Annotated in this window: 25 protein-coding genes; 11 read left to right on the top strand and 14 right to left on the bottom strand. The window is 64.1% G+C overall.

Annotated elements, in window-relative coordinates; translation table 11 throughout:
* Positions 1–101: 101 nt before the first annotated feature.
* Genes P8192_RS04835 through P8192_RS04815 form a run of 5 tightly spaced genes read left to right on the top strand, consistent with a single transcriptional unit; the run spans position 102 to position 4,059 of the window.
* Positions 102–1,151 carry a metal ABC transporter substrate-binding protein gene (locus P8192_RS04835; RefSeq protein ID WP_278158935.1) on the top strand — a complete coding sequence of 350 codons (1,050 nt, stop codon included), beginning with the start codon at positions 102–104 and terminating at the stop codon, positions 1,149–1,151.
* Positions 1,141–1,899: a metal ABC transporter ATP-binding protein gene (locus tag P8192_RS04830; protein ID WP_270105864.1), complete on the top strand. Its 759-nt coding sequence runs from the start codon at positions 1,141–1,143 to the stop codon at positions 1,897–1,899. The genes P8192_RS04835 and P8192_RS04830 overlap by 11 nt, the downstream gene beginning before the upstream one ends.
* Positions 1,896–2,840: a metal ABC transporter permease gene (locus tag P8192_RS04825; RefSeq protein WP_278158933.1), complete on the top strand. Its 945-nt coding sequence runs from the start codon at positions 1,896–1,898 to the stop codon at positions 2,838–2,840. Before P8192_RS04830 ends, P8192_RS04825 begins: the two co-directional genes overlap by 4 nt.
* Positions 2,837–3,760, top strand: a complete 924-nt coding sequence (locus P8192_RS04820) for a metal ABC transporter permease (protein WP_278158931.1) — start codon at positions 2,837–2,839, stop codon at positions 3,758–3,760. The genes P8192_RS04825 and P8192_RS04820 overlap by 4 nt, the downstream gene beginning before the upstream one ends.
* On the top strand, positions 3,757–4,059 hold the full coding sequence (locus tag P8192_RS04815; RefSeq protein WP_278158929.1) for a hypothetical protein: 303 nt from the start codon (positions 3,757–3,759) through the stop codon (positions 4,057–4,059). Before P8192_RS04820 ends, P8192_RS04815 begins: the two co-directional genes overlap by 4 nt.
* A gap of 48 nt (positions 4,060–4,107) precedes the next feature.
* Here the strand turns inward: P8192_RS04815 and P8192_RS04810 are convergent, their stop codons facing one another.
* The 7 genes from P8192_RS04810 to P8192_RS04780 form a co-directional block, all read right to left on the bottom strand.
* Positions 4,108–4,800, bottom strand: a complete 693-nt coding sequence (locus tag P8192_RS04810) for a metal-dependent transcriptional regulator (protein ID WP_278158927.1) — start codon at positions 4,798–4,800, stop codon at positions 4,108–4,110.
* 32 nt (positions 4,801–4,832) lie between these two features.
* Positions 4,833–5,843: an MDR family oxidoreductase gene (locus tag P8192_RS04805; RefSeq protein WP_278158925.1), complete on the bottom strand. Its 1,011-nt coding sequence runs from the start codon at positions 5,841–5,843 to the stop codon at positions 4,833–4,835.
* Positions 5,844–5,907: 64 nt separating this feature from the next.
* Complete coding sequence (locus P8192_RS04800) at positions 5,908–6,444, bottom strand: GNAT family N-acetyltransferase (protein WP_278158923.1); 537 nt, start codon at positions 6,442–6,444, stop codon at positions 5,908–5,910.
* 43 nt (positions 6,445–6,487) lie between these two features.
* On the bottom strand, positions 6,488–7,252 hold the full coding sequence (locus P8192_RS04795) for an amino acid ABC transporter ATP-binding protein (protein WP_278158920.1): 765 nt from the start codon (positions 7,250–7,252) through the stop codon (positions 6,488–6,490).
* A 1-nt stretch (position 7,253) separates the two neighbouring features.
* Positions 7,254–8,198 (bottom strand): amino acid ABC transporter permease, encoded by a 945-nt coding sequence (locus tag P8192_RS04790; RefSeq protein ID WP_278158918.1) that lies wholly within the window; start codon positions 8,196–8,198, stop codon positions 7,254–7,256.
* Complete coding sequence (locus tag P8192_RS04785) at positions 8,195–9,154, bottom strand: ABC transporter substrate-binding protein (protein ID WP_270105872.1); 960 nt, start codon at positions 9,152–9,154, stop codon at positions 8,195–8,197. The genes P8192_RS04790 and P8192_RS04785 overlap by 4 nt, the downstream gene beginning before the upstream one ends.
* Positions 9,155–9,215: 61 nt before the next feature.
* The gene (locus tag P8192_RS04780) at positions 9,216–9,434 is read right to left on the bottom strand and encodes a hypothetical protein (protein WP_278158915.1); all 219 of its coding nucleotides are present in this window, start codon (positions 9,432–9,434) and stop codon (positions 9,216–9,218) included.
* Between the two features lie 163 nt (positions 9,435–9,597).
* Between P8192_RS04780 and P8192_RS04775 the strand changes: the two genes are divergently transcribed.
* Complete coding sequence (locus tag P8192_RS04775; RefSeq protein WP_278158913.1) at positions 9,598–10,026, top strand: hypothetical protein; 429 nt, start codon at positions 9,598–9,600, stop codon at positions 10,024–10,026.
* 40 nt (positions 10,027–10,066) lie between these two features.
* On the opposite strand, the gene P8192_RS04770 is transcribed toward P8192_RS04775, so the two are convergent.
* The 3 genes from P8192_RS04770 to P8192_RS04760 form a co-directional block, all read right to left on the bottom strand.
* Positions 10,067–10,864, bottom strand: coding sequence for an alpha/beta fold hydrolase (locus P8192_RS04770; RefSeq protein WP_278158911.1), 798 nt, complete (start codon positions 10,862–10,864; stop codon positions 10,067–10,069).
* Between the two features lie 139 nt (positions 10,865–11,003).
* Positions 11,004–11,933 (bottom strand): IS3 family transposase, encoded by a 930-nt coding sequence (locus P8192_RS04765; RefSeq protein WP_102162537.1) that lies wholly within the window; start codon positions 11,931–11,933, stop codon positions 11,004–11,006.
* 17 nt (positions 11,934–11,950) lie between these two features.
* The gene (locus P8192_RS04760) at positions 11,951–12,268 is read right to left on the bottom strand and encodes a helix-turn-helix domain-containing protein (protein WP_010080477.1); all 318 of its coding nucleotides are present in this window, start codon (positions 12,266–12,268) and stop codon (positions 11,951–11,953) included.
* Positions 12,269–12,329: 61 nt separating this feature from the next.
* Here P8192_RS04760 and P8192_RS04755 point away from each other — a divergent pair, with 61 nt between their 5' ends.
* Positions 12,330–13,187: an amidohydrolase family protein gene (locus P8192_RS04755; RefSeq protein WP_278159738.1), complete on the top strand. Its 858-nt coding sequence runs from the start codon at positions 12,330–12,332 to the stop codon at positions 13,185–13,187.
* Here P8192_RS04755 and P8192_RS04750 read toward each other — a convergent pair.
* Positions 13,170–13,679: a flavin reductase family protein gene (locus P8192_RS04750; RefSeq protein WP_278158901.1), complete on the bottom strand. Its 510-nt coding sequence runs from the start codon at positions 13,677–13,679 to the stop codon at positions 13,170–13,172. The two genes, P8192_RS04755 and P8192_RS04750, sit on opposite strands and share 18 nt — an antisense overlap.
* Complete coding sequence (gene fdxA, locus P8192_RS04745) at positions 13,676–14,002, bottom strand: ferredoxin (protein ID WP_278158899.1); 327 nt, start codon at positions 14,000–14,002, stop codon at positions 13,676–13,678. The genes P8192_RS04750 and fdxA overlap by 4 nt, the downstream gene beginning before the upstream one ends.
* Positions 14,003–14,152: 150 nt before the next feature.
* On the opposite strand from fdxA, the gene soxR reads away from it, so the two are divergent.
* The 3 genes from soxR to P8192_RS04730 all read left to right on the top strand — a co-directional run bounded on the left by soxR (position 14,153) and on the right by P8192_RS04730 (position 16,844).
* Positions 14,153–14,578 (top strand): redox-sensitive transcriptional activator SoxR, encoded by a 426-nt coding sequence (gene soxR, locus P8192_RS04740; protein WP_278159736.1) that lies wholly within the window; start codon positions 14,153–14,155, stop codon positions 14,576–14,578.
* Between the two features lie 224 nt (positions 14,579–14,802).
* Complete coding sequence (locus P8192_RS04735; protein WP_270105879.1) at positions 14,803–15,801, top strand: putative oxygenase MesX; 999 nt, start codon at positions 14,803–14,805, stop codon at positions 15,799–15,801.
* 5 nt (positions 15,802–15,806) lie between these two features.
* Positions 15,807–16,844, top strand: coding sequence for a methionine synthase (locus P8192_RS04730; protein ID WP_278158896.1), 1,038 nt, complete (start codon positions 15,807–15,809; stop codon positions 16,842–16,844).
* A gap of 12 nt (positions 16,845–16,856) precedes the next feature.
* On the opposite strand, the gene P8192_RS04725 is transcribed toward P8192_RS04730, so the two are convergent.
* Positions 16,857–17,243, bottom strand: a complete 387-nt coding sequence (locus P8192_RS04725) for a DUF1304 domain-containing protein (RefSeq protein WP_278158894.1) — start codon at positions 17,241–17,243, stop codon at positions 16,857–16,859.
* Between the two features lie 141 nt (positions 17,244–17,384).
* Between P8192_RS04725 and P8192_RS04720 the strand changes: the two genes are divergently transcribed.
* Complete coding sequence (locus P8192_RS04720; RefSeq protein ID WP_347403429.1) at positions 17,385–17,567, top strand: putative quinol monooxygenase; 183 nt, start codon at positions 17,385–17,387, stop codon at positions 17,565–17,567.
* Between the two features lie 23 nt (positions 17,568–17,590).
* Here P8192_RS04720 and P8192_RS04715 read toward each other — a convergent pair whose 3' ends face one another.
* Positions 17,591–19,393, bottom strand: a complete 1,803-nt coding sequence (locus tag P8192_RS04715; protein WP_278158892.1) for an ABC-F family ATP-binding cassette domain-containing protein — start codon at positions 19,391–19,393, stop codon at positions 17,591–17,593.

The following is a 19,393-nucleotide window of genomic DNA, read 5'->3' as shown; positions in this document are numbered from 1 at the left end:
GCCTTTGCAACAGAAACAACAGTGGTGCACTGAACGCAACTATGACAACAGCGACTTAAGATACGCGTTGCCGTATCTTAAGTTATGTCTACACTGATCTCATGCGTTATGTCTTGGGACGTTCTCACTCGCCCCTCTCATCCCGTTCTTCTCGATTTTCGGCTCGGCTGACTGATCGACATCGTCGACACCGCGGCCTGCTGGCCGTTGGTGCGGGTGCAGCACTGGTGCTCACCGCCTGCTCCTCGGAGGCCTCCCCCGGCGGGTCTGGAGGCGCAGACGATGCTGCGGTCGAGGGCGCGCTGAACGTCTACGCCACCACCGGGTATCTGGCGGATGCGGTGTCCGTGATCGCCCCGGACGCCGAAGTCACGACCATGGTCGGCCCCGGCGGCGATCCGCACACCTACCAGCCCTCCACCCAGGACATCCAAACCCTTCAGAACGCGGATCTGGTGCTCTGGAACGGGCTGCACCTCGAAGCCCAGATGGAGGGCCAGCTGCGCAGCCTGGGTGATGCTCAGGTCGCCGTCGGCGAGGAGATCGACGCGGAGTTGCTGCTGCCGTGGCCGGATGCCGACGAGGAGGGCGAGCCGATGCGCGACCCGCACATCTGGAACAGCCCCGAAGCGTGGTCGCAAGCAGTGGAAGTGATCGCCGAGACCTTCAGCGAGCACGACCCGGAGCGCGCGGACGACTACCAGCAGCGCGCCGAGGGCTACCTCTCCGAGATTCAGGCGGCCGCAGACGAAGCGGCAGACGCCACCGCCTCGATCCCGGCGCCGCGGATTCTGGTGACTGGCCACGACGCGTTCAACTACTACGGCGACACCTACGACCTCGAGGTGCACGCCACCGATTTCATCTCCTCCGATGCCGCGCTCAGCGCCGGGGAGCTCTCGGAGCTGGCCGATCTGATCGCCGAGCACGAGGTGCCGGTCATCTTCTACGACAACCAGGCCAGCCCGCAGGCCATCACCTCCCTGCGTGAGGCGGTGCAGTCTCGGGGGTGGGACGTGGCCGTCTCGGAGGAGGAGCTGTTCGCAGATTCCCTCGGCGCGGGGGACAATGTCAACACCTATCTGAAGGTGTTCCGTCACAACACCGAGGCCATCGTGAACGCATTGGGAGACGAGCACAGTGCCGACTAAGCACAGTAGCAACGGCGACATCGCCTGCAGCACCCGCCACCTGAGCGTCGCCTACCGCGATGAGGCGGTGGTGCGGGCCGTTGATCTCGACATTCCCGCCGGCGTGGTGATGGGAGTGGTCGGCCCCAACGGCGCGGGCAAATCCACCCTGATCTCCGCCATGCTGGGACTCGTCCGACCGCTGACCGGTTCGGTGCGATTTTTCGGCGAACCCCTGAACCGGGTGCGCTCCCGAGTGGGCTACATGCCGCAGTCGACGTCGGTGGATTGGGATTTCCCCACCACCGTGTTCGACGTCGTGCTGATGGGCACCTATGGACAGCTGGGCTGGTTCCGCCGCCCCGGACGCACCCAGCGCGAGGCGGCGCACTCCGCCCTGGAGCAGACCGGGATCACGAACCTGGCGGACCGTCAGATCGGCCAGCTCTCCGGCGGACAGCGTCAGCGGGTGTTCCTGGCCCGCACGCTGGCCCAGAATCCGGACTTGTTCTTCATGGACGAGCCGTTCCAGGGGGTGGATGCACGCAGCCAGCAGGCCATTGTCGATGTGCTGCATACTCTGCGAGACCAGGGCAAGACCGTGGTGATGGTCCACCATGATCTAGCTACCGTGCCGGAATACTGCGATCAGGTCACCCTGCTGAATCGCTCGGTGGTGGCTTCCGGTCCCGTTGATATCGCGTTCTCCCCTGAATCGATCCGCGCCACGTATGACCCTGCCGTTCAGCTCCCTGGAGCCACCGGATGAGTCTGCTCGAATTCTGGTCCGATCACACCTACCGCGTGGTGTTCCTCGGAACCGCGGTCATTGGCGTCGTCGCCGGATGCCTCGGCGCGTTCGCGTACCTGCGCAAACAGTCGCTGATGTCGGATGTCATCTCGCACGCGGCGTTTCCCGGAACCCTGGTTGCCTTCCTCGCCGCCGTGTTGGTGCTCGGCGTCGATGGACGGAATATGGGGCTACTGGTGATGGGCGCCATGGTGGTGGGCGCGGCCGCCGTCGGGTTCGCGCACCTGATCACTGCGATCTCCCCGATCCGGGTGGACACCGCGATGGCGATCTCCCTGACTCTATTCTTCGGTGCTGGAATGCTGATGATGCGCGTCATCTCCAATTCGGGTCTGGTGGGTATCGGCGGTATCCAGGACTATCTGTTCGGCAACGCCTCGGTCATGACCCGGGCCGATCTGACCACCTCCTGGGTGGTGGGCGGTATCGCGCTGGTCGTGCTGGCGCTGTGCTGGAAGGAATTCGCGCTACGTAGCTTCGATCCCCACCACGCCGAGGTGCTCGGATTCCGCGGGAAGGTCATCGACGCGGTGATGTTCACCTCCGTGGTGGTGGCCACCGTGATCGGCGTCAAGGCGGTGGGCCTGGTGCTGATGGTCGCGTTCGTGGTCACTCCCCCGGCTGCCGCTCGCCAATGGACCCGGAAACTGGGGCCGATGGTGGTGCTGTCCGGGATCTTCGGGGGGCTGGGATCCAGCCTGGGTGCTTATCTCTCCATCGCGATCGGCGATGTGCCCACCGGACCGGTGATCGTGCTGGTGCTGTTCGCCGTCTTCGTCGTCTCCCTGCTCTGCTCCCCGCAACGCAGTGTGGTGGCTGCCGCGATGCGTCGGGTACGCGCGCGGCGTCGACTGCGCGCCGAGCTGCTGGCCGAGAACCGTGAGCAGGTGCGCGCATGAGCTTCCTGATCGGCGTGATCCTGTTGGCGGTTGGCACAGCGCTCGCCTGTGCGTTGCTCGGGGCCTTCGTGGTGCTGCGGCGGAATTCGATGCTGGTGGATGCGATCGGCCACGCAGTGTTCCCCGGCATCGTTGTCGGCTACTGGTTCACCCAGGACCTGAGCTCGCCCTGGTTGTTGCTGGCGGCAGCACTGTCGGGGTTGATCGTGGTGCTGGGTTCCGAACTCCTTGAGCGCACCGGGCTGGTGGCTGGTGATGCTCCGCAGGGGCTGATCTTCCCTGCGCTCTTCTCGATCGGCATCCTGATGGTTTCGACGCATTTCTCGAACTTGCACTTGGACACTCACACCGTGTTGGTGGGAGACCTGAACCTGGCCGCCTTCGATCAGCTGGTGATCGGCGGCACCGTGCTTGGGCCCACGCATCTGTATGTGATGCTGGGCGTGCTGGCACTGGACGTCGCCTTTATCGCGCTGTGCTATCCAGCGCTGAAACTGACGACGTTCAACCAGTCCTACGCCGCCAGCCTCGGGCTGCGCACCGTGGCACTGAACACGACCCTGATGTTCCTGGTGGCGCTGACCGTGACCGCTGCCTTCTACGCGGTGGGAGCGATTCTGGTGCTCGCCCTGATCGTGGTGCCCGCGGCTACCGCCGCGCTGCTGGCGCACCGGATGTCCACGATGATCGCCTTGACGCTCGGCTTCGCCGCGGGCGGTTCTTTCCTCGGATTCTGGCTCGCGTACGTGCTCAATGCCGCCACCAGTGCCGGTATTGCAGTCTTTTTGGGGCTCATGTTCACGGCGGTGCTACTTGTGAGGCACCTGCTCGGAGCTCAACGACGGCGCCAGGCCGGATACCAGCTGATCCGAGAGTCTGCTGCTCAGGCAGTCCAGCGTTCAGAGGTCCACACCCCATGACCTACAGCCTTCGTTTCGGCCCCAATGTGTCGCGCATCCCCCTCACGCCCAACGCCGAACTGTACACCCTGCAATCAGGCCCGTTTCGGGAGGAAAATGCGGAAAGTTGCCTCCCTCACTCACTGGTTGAGGTTCCGCGAGAGTGTGCCGTGGCCTGCAACGACATCGCCTTCAGCGACCAGCACTATGTCGACGACGAGCTCGAAGCGGTTCTGAAGCGCCTCTTTGAGAAGTCAGGACCGCTGGTCAGTGAGCACCTGCCATCCAGAATAAATCTCGACGTGGACTACGACATGTAGGGAGAGTGCCCCCGAGCCAGTTCACCACGGGGGTGGTGCAGTCCAGAGTTAGACCGGCACCGTCCAGACCGAGTCGGTGGCGGCCTGTCCCAATGGGAGGGTCACCCCGGAGTCGACGAGCAGAATCTGGCGGGACCCGGAGAACGGTTGAGCCTCGCGTGCCTCAACGACTGCGCCGATCTGGACTCCCTGGGCGGCGAAAAACTGCAGCAGCTCCGGGTCATCGTCTGAGATCCGCTCGATCCGGGCGCGCTGACCCAGCGGCAGGTCGGTGAGCACCTCGGCGGCCACGTGGTCAATGCTGCCGTCGGCGGCCGGGATCGGATCACCATGCGGGTCGCGGCTGGGATGTCCCAAGTGCTCGTCGATACGCTCGATCATCAGGTCGGAGACGGCATGTTCTAAGCTCTCGGCCTCGTCGTGCACCTCATCCCACTGGTAGCCCAGCACGGTCACGAGGAACGTCTCGATCAGGCGGTGGCGCCGCACCATGGCCAGCGCCAGCAGGTCCCCGGCCGGGGTCAGACGCAGCTGCCCGTAGCGTTCGTATTCGACGAGGCCCTGCTCGGCGAGCTTGCGCATCGCATCCGACGCCGAAGACAGGGTGACGCCGGCCCGCCCGGCGATCAGGGACGGGGTGACTGGCTCATCCGACCACTCGCACAGCGTCCAGATGGATTTCAGATAATTCTGGGTGCTGGTCGATAGCTCTGAGACCGATCGTCCTGCAAATTCTGGCATGGCTCCACCCTATCCCAGCGCCCGGGGCGGACTCAGCGACTCACGTCCACCACGGTACGACCGCGCACTCCCCCGGCAAGAATGCGTTCTGAGGCGTCGATCATCTCGCTCAGTCCGATCGTCTCCGTGAGCGAATCCAGTACGGCGACGTCGAGTTCCTCGGCCAGGCGGTCCCAGGCCCGCTGGCGTAATGCCAGGGGTGCGTCCACCGAGTTGGCACCCAGCAGCCGTACCCCGCGCAGGATGAACGGCAGCACCGTGGTGGGCAAATCCGGTCCGGCCGCCAGCCCACAGCAGGCCACTGCTCCGCCGTAGCGGGTCTGGGCCAGGGCGTTGCCCAGCGTGGTCGAGCCCACGGAATCCACGGCACCGGCCCAGCGTTGGGACTGCAGCGGTTTCTCGGTAGGCGAGGTGTCCGAGAGTTCGTCGCGGTGGATGATCTCGGTGGCGCCGAGGGAGCGCAGGAAGTCCCCTTCAGAATCCACCCGTCCAGTGGAGGCGGTCACCTGGAATCCGCGTCCGGCTAACAGAGACACCGCCACAGAACCCACACCACCGGCTGCACCGGTGACCAGGATCGGACCGTGTTCGGGCACCATGCCGGCGTCCTCAAGGGCCAGCACACACAGCATGGCGGTGAATCCAGCGGTGCCGATCGCCGCGGCGTGTTTTGCGGTGAACGCCTCCGGCACCCGCACGACTGCTTCCGCGGGCACCCGGGTTGCCTCGGCGTAGCCACCGTGACGGGACTCGCCGGCCCCGGCGCCGTTGAGCACCACGGTGTCGCCGACGGAAAGCCCGGTAGCGCCCGGATCACGCACGGTACCCACCGCGTCGATGCCGGGGACCAGAGGCCAGCTGCGCACGATGCCACGGCCGGACAACGCCATGCCGTCCTTGAAATTCAGGGAGGACCAGTCGACGTCGATCACCGCGTCGGTATCGGCGGCGCCGGGGGCCTCCGCGCCGAGGATGGTCTGGTCGTCGAGGTCGTCGGAGAGCACGGGTGCGGCACCCTTCTCCGGAATCAGCAGGGCACGCATGGTTCCCCTTTCAGTGGGTCGATTTTTCGTCACCTTCAGCCTACGGAGCGAACCCGTGCCGACACTAGGGGCGGCGGACCAGCCGAATCTCGCTCAACCCTGCCCACTCGCCGTCAAGCGACTCTCGCGCGCCGTCTGGGGTGAAACCATGGTCGCGGTAGAAGTTGAGGGTTGTCTGGTCCTGTTCGATCACCCACACCAGCGCCTCACGGCCCTGCAACACCGTTTCCAAGAGCAGCGCGCGCAGCCCCGGAGCCCCAGCCCCGGGCGCCGCGGGTGCATCGTGTTTCTGGAGCACGTAGAGCATCCCCATCTCGATGCCCACGCCAGCGTCGGCGTCCTCGGGCAGGGTCGGGGTGGCACCAGCGATGCCGATGATCTGGGGGCCGAAGGTGCCCTCCAGTTCGGCCACGTGGAACTCGGCTCCGGCGTCAATGCCGCGCTGCCACCAGGCAATGTCCTCATCAAGGCGGGCCTCGGCGCGGCGGAAAAACTCCTCGTCGCGTAGGTCCGCGTAGACCTCACGCCAGCAGGCGAGCTTCAGTTCTTGCGCGGCAGGAATGTCATCGCGGGTGGCCTTCCGAATGCGAGCGGTCGTCACGGGGTGCTCCTTCGAGAATGGTTCAGGTGCTCTATCGTGGCAGCTACAGCAGCGAGGAGAGGAACTCCTGGGTGCGCGGGTGTTGCGGGTTCTCGATCACCGTGGCGGGTTCACCGGATTCCACGACGACGCCGCCGTCCATGAACACCACCGTATCGGCAACCTCTCGTGCGAAGCCCATTTCGTGGGTGACCACCAGCATGGTCATCCCGTCTTCGGCCAGCTGCTTCATCACGCGCAGCACCTCGCCCACCAGCTCCGGATCCAGAGCGGACGTGGGCTCGTCGAAGAGCATCAGTTTCGGTTCCATCGCCACGGCCCGGGCGATTGCCACCCGCTGCTGCTGCCCGCCGGAGAGCTGGTTCGGGTAAGAGCCGGCTTTGTCGGCCAGACCGACCTGCTCGAGCAGCCGATGGGCGCGGGCCTTGGCCTCGCGCGGAGTGATGCCAGCCACGTGGATCGGGGCCTCGATGATGTTCTCCAGCACCGTGCGGTGCGGGAACAGGTTGAACTGCTGGAACACCATGCCGATCCCCGCGCGCTGCCGGGCGGCTTCCTTCTCGGAAATTTCGTACAACACGCCGTTGCGCTCCCGGTATCCGATCAGATCGCCGTCGACGTAGAGCCGTCCGGCGGTGATCTTCTCCAGGTGGTTCACGCAGCGCAGCAGGGTGGACTTGCCAGATCCAGAGGGCCCGATCAGACAGGTCACGGTGCCAGGGGCGATCTGCAGGTCAATCCCCTTCAGCACGGGAACCGCACCGTAGCTCTTGTGCAGGTCCCGGGCGTCTACCATCAGGTTCGTCATCTCAGTTCCCCTTTCGGTAGGGCTGGTTATCCGCCACGGTCATGTTCGCCGGGATCGACCCCTCGGCGTCGGCCAGCGCCGCCAGCTGGCGGCCGGTGAGTTCGCGGGTGACACCGCGGTCGTAGTGCTTCTCCAGGTAGTGCTGACCGACCATGAGCACCGAGGTGACGGCGAGGTACCAGGTGGCAGCCACCAGCAGCATGGGGACCGGGTCGAACAGCGCATTGGCGATGTCCATGGAGCGTCCGTAGAGCTCCAAGGAGTAAGGCACGGCGACGACGAGCGAGGTGGTCTTCAGCATCGAGATGACCTCATTGCCAGTGGGCGGGATGATGATCTTCATCGCCTGCGGTAGCACGGTGCGGCGCATCGTCAGCGACCAACTCATGCCGAGCGCTTTGGAGGCTTCCATCTGCCCGGTAGGCACCGCCTGAATACCGGAACGCACGATTTCTGCCATGTACGCGGCTTCATTCAGGGCCAGCCCGATGACGGCGAGGAAGAACATATTGCTCAGCAGCGCCTGCAGGTCGATTTCGGTGAAGCCAAGGTTCAGCGATTGGTACAGCGAGCCCATCAGCCCCCAAAACACCAGCTGTACGTAGACGGGAGTGCCGCGGAATACCCAGAGGTACACCCAGGCGACGGCGCGCAACACCGGGTTCGGTGACATGCGCATCACGGCCAGCACCACCCCGAGCACCACGCCGATCAGCATCGACAGCACCGTCAGCGCCAGGGTGTGTAGCGCAGCAGTGGCGATGCGGGTGTCCAGCAGGTACTGCCGGTACACATCCCAGCCGTAGTTATCGTTGTTCAGCGCACCGATGATGAACCAGGCGGCCAGTGCCAACACCACGGCGGCAGCGATCCACCGTCCGGGGTGGCGCAGCGGCTTGGCTTGGATGGGCGCAGCAGACGGGCGTGCAGTGTCGGTCGGGGTCATGATGAACTCTCCCTGGTTGCAGGGGTGCGGTCGGCGGATGAGTAGGGCTCTTCGTTGATGAGTGCCTGGTCGATCAGGCCCTCATCGATATTCCATTGGCCCAGCACCTCGGCGTAGGTGCCGGTGTCGATGAGATGCTGCATGGCGGCAGCGAGCGCCTCGGTGAGCTCGGAATCCTTCGGTACGGCGAACCCGTAGGGCGCGGCCTGGAACATCTCCCCGGTGGCCATGATCTTCCCGTCGGCGCGCTCGGCCGCCCAGGCCGTGATCGGTGAGTCGGCGGAGAAGGCATCAGCCCGGCCCAGCACTAACGCGGTGGCCGCGGTATCCGAGGTGTCGTAGGACAGAATCTCGATCCCGGGGCGGCCGGCTTCCCGGCACGCCTCGGATTTCGGACGCAGGTCATCGGTCTCGGAGACAGTGTTTCGCTGGACTGCCACGGTAAGCCCGCAGGCGTCGTCTGGATCGATCGTTCCGTGCTCGGAATCGGTGGCCTGGGCCCACTGAATACCGGCGTAGAGGGAGTTCACGAAGTCGAAGTTGGTGCGGCGCTCCTCAGTATCGGTGAAACCGGAACCACCGATGTCGATGGTGCCTGAGGACACCGCCGGCAGGATCATCGCGAAATCCTGCTCAACGGGGCGCAGTTCGAGCCCCATCGCCCCGGCGAGCGCCGTGGCCAAGTCGATTTCCAGGCCGACGATCTCGCCGTGGGAGTCCTTGAACTCGAAGGGCGCAAAGGGCGGGTTGGTGCCCATGGTCAGGTAGCCGCGCTCGGCGATATCCTCGGGAACGAGTGCCGCCACGTCGGCCGATTCCTCGACCTCCACGGGCTGCCAGCCCTCAGGATGACCCTGCTCTTCATTGGTCACGCAGCCGCTGAGCACACATGCGCCCACGAGGGCCACAGCGCTCAGCCGCACGGCGCGCGCCACGGGGCGAAGGGAAGAAAGCATGAGGAGCAGTCTACCGCTGTCGGTCTCGCCCCGAGGCGCACTGGCCGCGCGACAGGACGAATCAGCCAATTGCTTCGTTGGCCAGCGCTTCCAGCTCTTGAGCCACCCAGGGCAGGCTCAGTGGGCTTTGCATGCGTAGCGCCCAGGCCACGACGGCGAAGGTGGAACCCGCTTCGGGTTCCAATACCGCGCAGCGTCCCTCCTTCACCGCAGGCACCGCCTGGAACAGCGGGTTGTCGAGGAACCAGTCTGCACTCTCTTCCGCAGGGCTCAGGGTCACCAACAGCACATCGGCATCAATGTTCCCGATGAGCTCATCACTGACAGTGTCTTTATCCGGGGAAATTCTGCGCGCTGGCGGGTAGCTCGCAGCCGAGCTCAGTCAGCACGGCACCGCCGAGCACACGGCACCGGCCGTCCGTGATGCACTGAGACAGTCGGACATGATCCGGCATGGTGTGGTGATCCTCGTCGACCCACTGAATCTGCGCCATCCGGAACTCGCGGCAAACACCGACTTCACCGCCCTGCACCACCCAGAGTCCTTCGGGGTGGCGATCATGCAGTCTCCCTCATGCTGGTACGCCCATCGGGACCAGACAGAGGGTGATCTGGTGGGCACGAAGCCGGTTCCCGTGCTGATCCAAGAGTTTCTCGACGCCAAAGAAACCGTACTGGACCAGCTCCGGCTCTACCAAGAGTGCGGCATGTGGGAGTTCGGCCCGCCGCCGGCGCGCGTCTGGCAAGTCCTGGGCAACCGGTGGCTGAACCAGGTACTCACACTGCGTGGCGCTGACACCGTCTACCGGGAATTCGCGGGCGGTTACGACGCCGCTTGGTGGCTCGGCACCTGGGCTGACGCCCTGATCTGAGCGTTCCCTCCGGCAGAATCCTGACGCTGGTCGGTTCGGTTCAGCTATGTTCAGCGTCCAGGAACCGGAGAATTTCGGCGGTCACCTCGTCGGCCCGCTCGGAGAAGAATCCGTGCCGGGTACCCGCCCAAAGACGTAGCTGCGCTCCGGGGATCCGGCCCGCGATACGTTCGGCGTTGACCACCGGCGCCATCTCGTCGTCGGTGCCGTGCAGCACCAGGGTGGGCGCCGTGATCTCCGGTAGCACCTCCCAGGCGTCGTGCAGGTCGCTGACTTTCAGGTGTGCCGCGCGTTCCGGTCCCGTCATGCTCGCATCCCCTAGCAGCGTGCTCGACTCCGGTGTCCCGCCCCAGGCCGGGGTGTAGAACAGCTCGAAAAGCATCTGCAACCGCGTGGCAGCATCGGCGCGACCGAGCCGGGCCCGCAGCTCATTGCTGCGCTCCACCGCATGCTCGCCGCCGGGCGTGGTGCAGGCCAGAAGCAATGCGCTCACCCTCGCCGGCTCCCGGGCTGCCAAGAACTGAGCGATCCGCCCGCCCATGGACGTTCCGTAGACAACAGCCTGATCGGCACCCACATGATCGAGCACGGCCCGCGCGTCGTCGGCGAAACTGCGGGTGGTCCACGGCCCGATCTCACCACGGCTCTCGCCCGTACCGCGATAGTCGAAGGTCACGGTGCGGAACCGGTCGTGGAACCGCTCCCGCAGCCCGTTCCACCATCGGTGCGAATTCGCCTGCCCGGGAAGCAGCAGCAGCGTCGGACCATCGTCCGGGCCGTCCTGTTGCACCGCGAGAGCGAAACCATCAAGTGTGGTTAGAGTGGTGTTCAGTGTCATGAAAGCAGGGTCTCCTGTGGATCATCCAGGGGTGCTTTCGCACTGTATCGCACGACCACCGGTGAAGGAGCCTCCATCATGGAACCCGCCTCGGATCAGCAAATTCCAGCGTGGCTTGAGTCGCTGAATATGTCCCGCGTCAAGTAGTTGGCAGGATTTCCTTGGTTTTGAATGTCGGGGTGGTGGGGTCGGCCAGGCCCAGGTGCACCTCCTTGGGCCGGTTCCATGAGATGGCCTCGTGGGGCCGGAGCTCGTTGTACTCGATCCGGTAGTCCTCGGCCCGCTCGGCGAGCACGATCGCGTCGTCAATCTCGTCCAGGTAGAGCCGTTCGTACTTCAGCGTGCCGAAGCCGCGTTCACGGGACCCGTTCTGCCCCGGGGTCTTCACTCGGGTGCGCACGTGGTGTAGCTCGGGGTGGGCGGCGATGAAGGACTCGAAGCGGAAGGACCGGAACGGCCCGCCGTTGTCCGTCACGATGGTCACCACGGGCAACAGCTCACCGGTCTCGGGATCGACCGGGCAGGCCTCGACCAGCGGGTGACCGAACATGGCCTCGTAGTCGGCCAGGGCCAACTCGATCGCGTCGATCGCGTCGTGCTGGTTCCCGGTGGGCGAAACGTGGAAGGGGTGCTCGTACTTGGACCAGTAGTCCCGGCACCCGGCCAGCCGCCAGGTCCCTCCGGTGGTGGTCTCGAACTCGCTGAAGTCCAGCTGCCAGACTTGGTTCGGGCCTGAGGGCTCGGTGGCGAACGCGGCCTTGCGCCGCTCGGCCAGCTTCCGTCGCTCCCGTTGGTACTGCGCGGGCAGAATCAGCCCCTCGTCGCGCAGGATTCGCAGCACGGTCGCCTCGGAAACCACATGCCCGTCGTGGCGGACCATTGCCCAGATCTTCCGATGCCCCCACGCCGGATGGGCCAGCGCGTGCTTGACCACCAGTTCCCTGGCGGCCTGCCGTGCCGGTTGCGGCCACGGTCCCTTCACCGCCGTCCCGGTGCGGGCCTTGGCCTGCCAGCGGCGCCAGGTCCGCTCGGGCATGTCGAAGAGCTGGCAGAACCTCGCGGTCGACATGCCCGCTTCCACGCGGATCACCTCGAGGTCCTCGAAGGGCCCAGCCGGCCCTCCGCGGACTTCTTCCACACCCTGGCCTCCAGGTGTGCCTCGCCCAAGGCCTGGGTCAGCTCGGCGACCTCGGCCTCCAGCTGTTCCTCTCGGGAGGATGGTCCGGACCTGCCGGCCACCAGGGCGGTCTTGCCGGCTTCCAGGAACTCGGCCTTCCACCGTCCGATGGACTGCTCACTGACTTTCTCCTTGCGTGCCGCTTCGGCGATGGACATCTCGCCGGCCAGCACGCTCAGCACTATCCGGGTCTTCTTCTCCGCCGGAATCGAGGGTGGTCTACCCATGTCTGACTCTCCTTCAGGACCTACATAACGGCCCTGCCACTAAGTCTGACGCGCGACAAATATTCCGGGCATTGCCGACCTCCATGTTCACTTCATGCCCGACAATGTGTTGCGAAAGGTGTGGCAGTTCTTTGACGCCGTGGATCGCCCTGGAGTCCCTCCGTGGTCCATCACCTACCGCACCGACGAAGCTGAACGGGTGCGTACCCTGCGCGACATCGGGGTAAAGCACTTCGGCACCCTTAATTACGCCCACCGGAGGGGAATGGCAGCCTGGCTGAACGACTATTCCACCCGTTTCGCAGCAGAGCACCCCGAATCCATCCACTCAGCCACCTTCTTCCCGGAGCCCGAGGTCGTCGAGGTGGTGGAACAAGCGTTGGACGACGGCGCACGACTGTTCAAGGTCCATATACAGGTCGGCGGCTTCTCGCCGGTAGACCCACTGCTCGACCCTGTGTGGCAGCATCTCGAAAAGCGGGGTACCCCGGTGGTCATCCACTGCGGCCACGGGCCGAACCGCGGCCGGTTCACCGGTGTGGAACCGGTGCAGGAGCTGCTCCAACGGCATCCGGAACTAACACTGGTGATCGCCCACGCCGGACTGCCAGACTACGCATCATTTTTCGATTTGGTCCGCCAGTACCCGAACGTGCACTTGGACACCACGATGGTGGGCACCGACTACATGGAGTCGATCGCTCCGCTGCCGACCGATTTCCCGGACCACATCGCCGCCATTGCCGATCGGATCGTGCTCGGCACGGATTTCCCGAACATCCCCTACCCCTATGCGCACCAGCTCCAGGTCATCAACCGGTGGGGACTAGGGCGGGAGGCGCTCGCCGACCTTCTCTGGCACACCCCGCGCCAACTGGTCGGGCTCGGGGACTCGGAGCCCTCAGGTACCAGGACGTGAAAGTCGGGTGAAGGTCCGGTCGTGATACACCATCGGATCCGCGCTCTCACCGGACACAATCTCTAGGACCTCCGCAGCCACCAGGGTCGAGGACCCCACCGGCACCTGCTGAAGAGTGCGACAGCGCAGTGCCGCTCGCACGCCCGGCAGATACGGCTCTCCGGTATCCAGCACGGTCCATCCTTGCTCAGGGGTAAAACGCTCGCCGCCGGTGACGCTGAAGTGCTGAGCAATGTCCTGATGTCGGTGGTCCAGCAGGTGTACCAGGTAACTGTTGCTGCGGATGATGGCACCGGCGCTACCCGTCGCCCGGGTGACCGAGAACGACAGCGCGAGCGGATCCACACTCACCGAGGCCACGCTGGAGGCGGTGAGGCCGACTGGTCCATCCGGTGTGGCCGCAGTGATGAGCGCAATACCGGCCGGATGCTCACGGAAGGCGTTCTTGAAAGCGGTCAAGACGTCGACCTTCGCCTCGACAGGGCGGCTCATGCGTACTCTCCTTGTGGGGGCAGTGCGGAGATCAACGCATGATCCTTGGGAATCACGCCCATCTTCGCCGCACCACCCGGCGACCCTAAATCCGAGAAGAACTCCACATTGGCACCGTAGTAATCCTCCCACTCCTCAGGAAGATCATCCTCATAATAGATCGCCTCCACCGGGCACACCGGCTCACAGGCACCACAATCCACACACTCATCCGGGTGGATATACAGCATCCGCTCACCCTCATAAATGCAATCCACCGGGCACTCATCAATACACGCCCGATCCTTCACATCCACACACGGCAGAGCAATCACATACGTCACGAGACGGGACCTCCAGGGAGAAAGAACGACTACCCACACTGTAGAACCTCAAGTATGGTTGAGGTCAAAGCCCGGAAGGTATGCAAGGTGTCACAACAGGCAGACGACGCTACTGAACTATCAACGATCGACCACCACCCCGACGAGCTGATGACCGTCGGGGAAATGAGCAAGCGCACCGGAGTTGCCGTCTCCGCGCTGCACTACTACGAGCGCATGGGTCTCATCACTTCATTCCGCACCGCCGGAAATCAACGCCGCTTCCCGCGGCACATGCTGCGTCGCGTCGCGCTAGTCTCCGTGGCCAAGCGGCTCGGCATTCCCCTGTCGGATCTGCAGGAAGCCTTCGCCGACGTCCCGCTCACGGGGACCCCGAGCCACGAAGACTGGCAAAAAGCATCACGGCGCTGGAAACGCGTGCTGGAGCAACGTCGCCAGGGCATCGAACGTCTCGAGAAGGAACTCACCGGCTGCATCGGTTGCGGTTGCCTGTCCATGAAAGCGTGCACACTGCTCAATCCCGACGACGAGCTCGGCGATACCGGAGCGGGTGCTCGCCGCGTCCCCTTGGAGTGACGTCGCGTTTAGCAAGACGCCGCCCCACCCGTCAATTCGTGACGCCGGCACGGGCGAGAGAATCCGGCATTGATCGATGAGTGCCCGTACTTTACGCGCCCCAAGGATGTGTGACCGTCCTAGTTGCCAGGCGGGATAGGGCGGCACTTAGGCTTGCCACATTCCACCACCCACACGGTCCGACCGACGAGTCGCAGACTCCGGAATGAGGGCGACAGATCACCATGAGCCACGACTTCACACTGACCATCAGCAGGATTCCCTTCGACGAGGACTATCGTCCCGCCGAGGGCACCCGACTGACCACGAACTTCGCGAATTTGGCGCGCGGTGAACACCGTCAGCAGAACATGCGCAACACCCTGCAGATGATCAATTCCCGCTTCAACCACCTGGCGAACTGGGACAACCCCACCGGCGACAGGTACACATTGGAGATCGAGATCGTCACCATCGACATTGACGTGGATGGTCAGGGCAAGACGTTCCCGGCGATCGAGCTGCTGCAGACCACCATCGTGGATCATCACACCCAGCAACGCATCGCCGGCGTCACCGGGAACAGCCTGTCGTCCTATGTCCGCGACTACGACTTCAGCGTGCGCCTTCCCGCCTACAACATCAATACCGAACGGCGGGAGGTTCCGGAGGACTTCGGTCTCCTCCACGGAGAGTTGTTCAAGTTCGTAATCGACTCGGATACTTACCGCGAGGCGTTCGCCAAGCCACCGGTGATCTGTCTCAGCGTCTCCACCAGCAAAACCTACCGGCGCACCACCAACGTTCACCCGATTCTGGGCGTGGAGTACCTCCACGATGACGACTCGCTGACGGACCAGTATTTCAACCGCATGGGGCTCCAGGCGCGCTACTTCATGCCCACCGGCAGCGTGGCTCCCTTGGCCTTCTATGCAGGCGAAGGTTTACTCACGGACTACACCAACCTTGAGTTGATCAGCGTGGTCAGCGCCATGGAGTCGTTCCAGAAGATTTACCGCCCGGAGATCTACAACGCGAACTCGCCCGCGGGTGCGCACTTTCAACCGAGCCTGGAGAACCCGGACTGCTCGTTCACCCAGATCGAATACGACCGCCGTGAGCGCAGTCAGCTGGCTCAGCGCCAAGGACTCTTCACCCAAAAGCACTTCATCGAACCCTACAAACCCGTTCTGGAACGTTGGACCGCCGATCGCGGGCAGCGTGCCGTCGCGAGACAAGGTTGATCGCCATGAATTCTCTATTGCCCACCTCCACCGCCGGCAGCCTACCGAAGCCAAGTTGGTTGGCCGAACCAGGCCAGCTCTGGTCGGCCTGGCGATGGCAGGATGACGAACTGCTCGAAAGCAAGCGTGACGCCCTGCGCCTGTCCCTGCACGAACAAGAATCCGCGGGCATCGACCTGGTCAGCGACGGCGAACAGACCCGCCAGCATTTCGTCACCACCTTCATCGAGCACCTGGACGGCGTCGACTTTGAGACCCGGCAGACTGTGCGCATCCGCGACCGCTACGATGCCAGCGTCCCCACCGTGGTCGGTGCGGTGTCCCGCGAGAAGCCGGTGTTCGTCGAGGACGCCGCCTTCGCCCGCCAGCACACAGACCGTCAACTTAAGTGGGCGCTCCCCGGGCCCATGACGATGATCGACACGCTGTACGACAGCTACTACGGCAGCCGCGAGAAACTGGCCTGGGAGTTTGCCGGCATCCTGAATCAGGAAGCCAAAGAACTCGAAGCTGCCGGCGTCGACATCGTCCAATTCGACGAGCCGGCGTTCAATGTGTTCTTCGATGAGGTCAACGACTGGGGCGTCGCCGCTCTGGAGCGCGCCGTGGAGGGTCTGCGCTGCGAGACGGCGGTGCACATCTGTTACGGCTACGGCATCGAAGCGAATATCGAGTGGAAGAAGACCCTGGGCTCAGCATGGCTGCAGTACGAGCGGTTCTTCCCGCTCCTGCAGCGCTCAAGTCTCGACATCGTTTCGTTGGAGTGCCAACACTCCCGGGTGCCGATGGATCTAATCGAGCTGATCCGAGGCAAGAAGGTGATGGTGGGTGCGATCGACGTCGCCACCAACGAGGTCGAAACACCTGAAGAAGTCGCCGACGTGCTCAGAAATGCCCTGCGCTTCGTCGACGCCGACAAGCTCTACCCGTCGACCAACTGCGGAATGGCACCGCTCTCCCGCGAGGTCGCCCGGGGCAAGCTCAACGCCCTCAGCGCCGGCGCCGCTCTCGTCCGCGAGGAAATCCTGACCCCAGCGATCTAGGGATGGTGGGTGTCAGAACGCGAGTCCGAGCACCAGCGCGATGATGCCCAGCGCCGGTATCGCGCCCTGTTTGAGGACTGCGGAGGCCATCGTGCGGTTGGACAGCAGCAACACCAGAGCCGCCGCGACCATGGATCCGGCACCAGTGAACACCAGAGTCGCTCCGATCGCGGTCTGTCCGGCTGTCATGAAAATGGTCCCGAGGAATACGGCGATGGCCAGGAAAAGGTTATAGAAGCCCTGGTTGTACGCCAACGCCTTGGTGACTTCCACCTGGTCAGCGGTGTGGCCGAATGTGGCCTGCGCACGACGACCGCTCCAGGCCAGGGACTCCAGCACAAAAATGTAGACGTGAACGAGTGCGGCAAGTCCGGTGAGGATGAGCCCGGCAATCACCATGAGGGGTTCCTTTCAACAGGCGCCACGACGAACGCGACGCTGGTGTACTGATCTGAACAATACACACGCGGTTTCGCCGGTAGACGTCCTCGCGCAGCACCAACCCTGGTTGCGTCTTAGCCGCGCTCTTAGACTTCAGCTATGACTTTCGCGCATGTTGGCACACTCGGTGTGAAGCCCGGTCATCGCGACGACGTCGTCGCCCTCATCTCCCGTCCCCATCTCGGTAACGACGACATCGGTTGTCTGCTCTACGAAGTCGGCGTCAACGACGATGAACCCGACACCGTGTTCGTGATGGAACTGTGGGCCGACGAAAATTAGCTGGAAAAGCCGGATAAGTCGGTTTAGCCCGCCAGCTCAGACAGCTCCAGCCAGCGTTCCTCTAGCTCTTCTTGTTGCCGGTTGAGCGCGCCGAGTTCTGCGGTGAGCTTTCCCAGTCCCTCAAAGTCCGACTGGTCGTGTTCGGCCATCGAGACGTGGTGCGATTGGATCTGATCGCCGAGTTTCTCCAATTTTCGCTCGATCGCTTGGATCTCCTTCTGCGCTGCCCGAAGCTCAGCACCAGTTGGCCCGGAGGCCTTGGTGGCCGATGGTGCGGAAGCGGTCGAGGGGTTTCCTGACGGAGCCGCGGTACCACCGCTTTCCTGCGCGTCTCGCAACCGCAGATACTCATCCACACCGCCGGGCACGTGCCGGAGTCGGCCGCCAAGAATCGCGTACTGCTGGTCGGTGACGCGCTCCAGGAGGTACCGGTCGTGGGATACCACCAGCAGCGTGCCCGGCCAGGAGTCCAGGACATCCTCCATGGCGGCGAGCATATCGGCGTCGACGTCGTTGGTGGGCTCATCGAGAATCAGCACATTGGGTTCGCTCAACAGCACCATCAGCAGTTGCAGCCGCCGTTTCTGTCCGCCGGATAGGGAGGCGACGTGGCTGGAGAGGTGTTCTCGGGCGAAGCCCAGCCGTTCCAGCAGCTGCGCCGGAGTCAGCTCCTTGCCGTCCACGTTGAAGCTGGTTTTCGTGCGGGCCAATACTTCGCGCACTCGGTCGTTCTGGATGTCGTCGAGTTGAGAGAACTGCTGGTCCAGGATGCCCAACTGGACGGTCTTGCCGCGCTTGACGCGCCCGGAGGTCTGTTGCACGGTGCCGGCAATCACGCCCAACAGGGTGGATTTGCCCGCGCCGTTGGCGCCGAGGATACCGGTGCGCTCCCCCGGTGCGATGCGCCAGGTGACGTTGTTCAAAATGGTGCGATCGCCGAAGGATACGGAGACGTCCTCGAGGTCCACGACGTCTTTACCCAGCCGTGAGACGGCGAGCGCCTGCAGTGAGATCTTGTCGCGCACCGGCGGGACATCCTCGATGAGCTGGTTCGCAGCATCGATACGGAACTTCGGCTTCGAGGTACGGGCCGGGGCACCGCGACGTAGCCACGCCAGTTCCTTGCGCATCAGGTTCTGGCGCTTCTGCTCGGTGGCCGCGTTGATGCGATCGCGTTCGACCCGCTGCAACACGTAGGCCGCGTAGCCGCCTTCAAAGGGCTCCACGATCCCGTCATGGACTTCCCAGGTGTCGGTGCAGACCTCATCCAGGAACCAACGGTCGTGGGTGATCACCAGCAGTCCACCGGCGTTTTTCGGCCAGCGGTTCTTCACATGCTCGGCCAGCCAGGCAATGCCCTCGACGTCGAGGTGGTTAGTGGGTTCGTCGAGGGCCAACAGGTCCCAGTCGCCGATCAGCAGTGCGGCCAGAGCCACACGACGTCGCTGGCCGCCGGAGAGTTCGCCGATCCGAGCCTCCCAGTCCAGGTCGGCGACCAGCCCGGCGATGATGTCGCGGATGCGGGAGTCCCCCGCCCATTCGTGCTCGGCCATGTCCCCGACGATGGAGGCTCGCACGGTGGCATCGGCGTCGAGGTCATCGCGCTGGGTGAGCACCCCGAATCGCACTCCCCCGCGCTTGGTGACGCGCCCCGACTGATACTCGACGGTGCCAGCCAGCATGCCCAGCAGGCTCGACTTGCCGTCGCCGTTGCGGCCGACAATGCCGATGCGGTCGCCTTCATTGATCCCGACCGTCACCGATTCGAAGACGGTTTTCGTGGGGTAGTCCAGGTGCAGCGCCTCAGCGCCCAGTAAATGTGCCAT

The sequence above is a fragment of the Citricoccus muralis genome, assembly GCF_029637705.1.
Classification (GTDB): domain Bacteria; phylum Actinomycetota; class Actinomycetes; order Actinomycetales; family Micrococcaceae; genus CmP2.
Note: the sequence above shows the minus strand (reverse complement) of the source record. Positions and strands in the feature narration are given on the sequence as shown.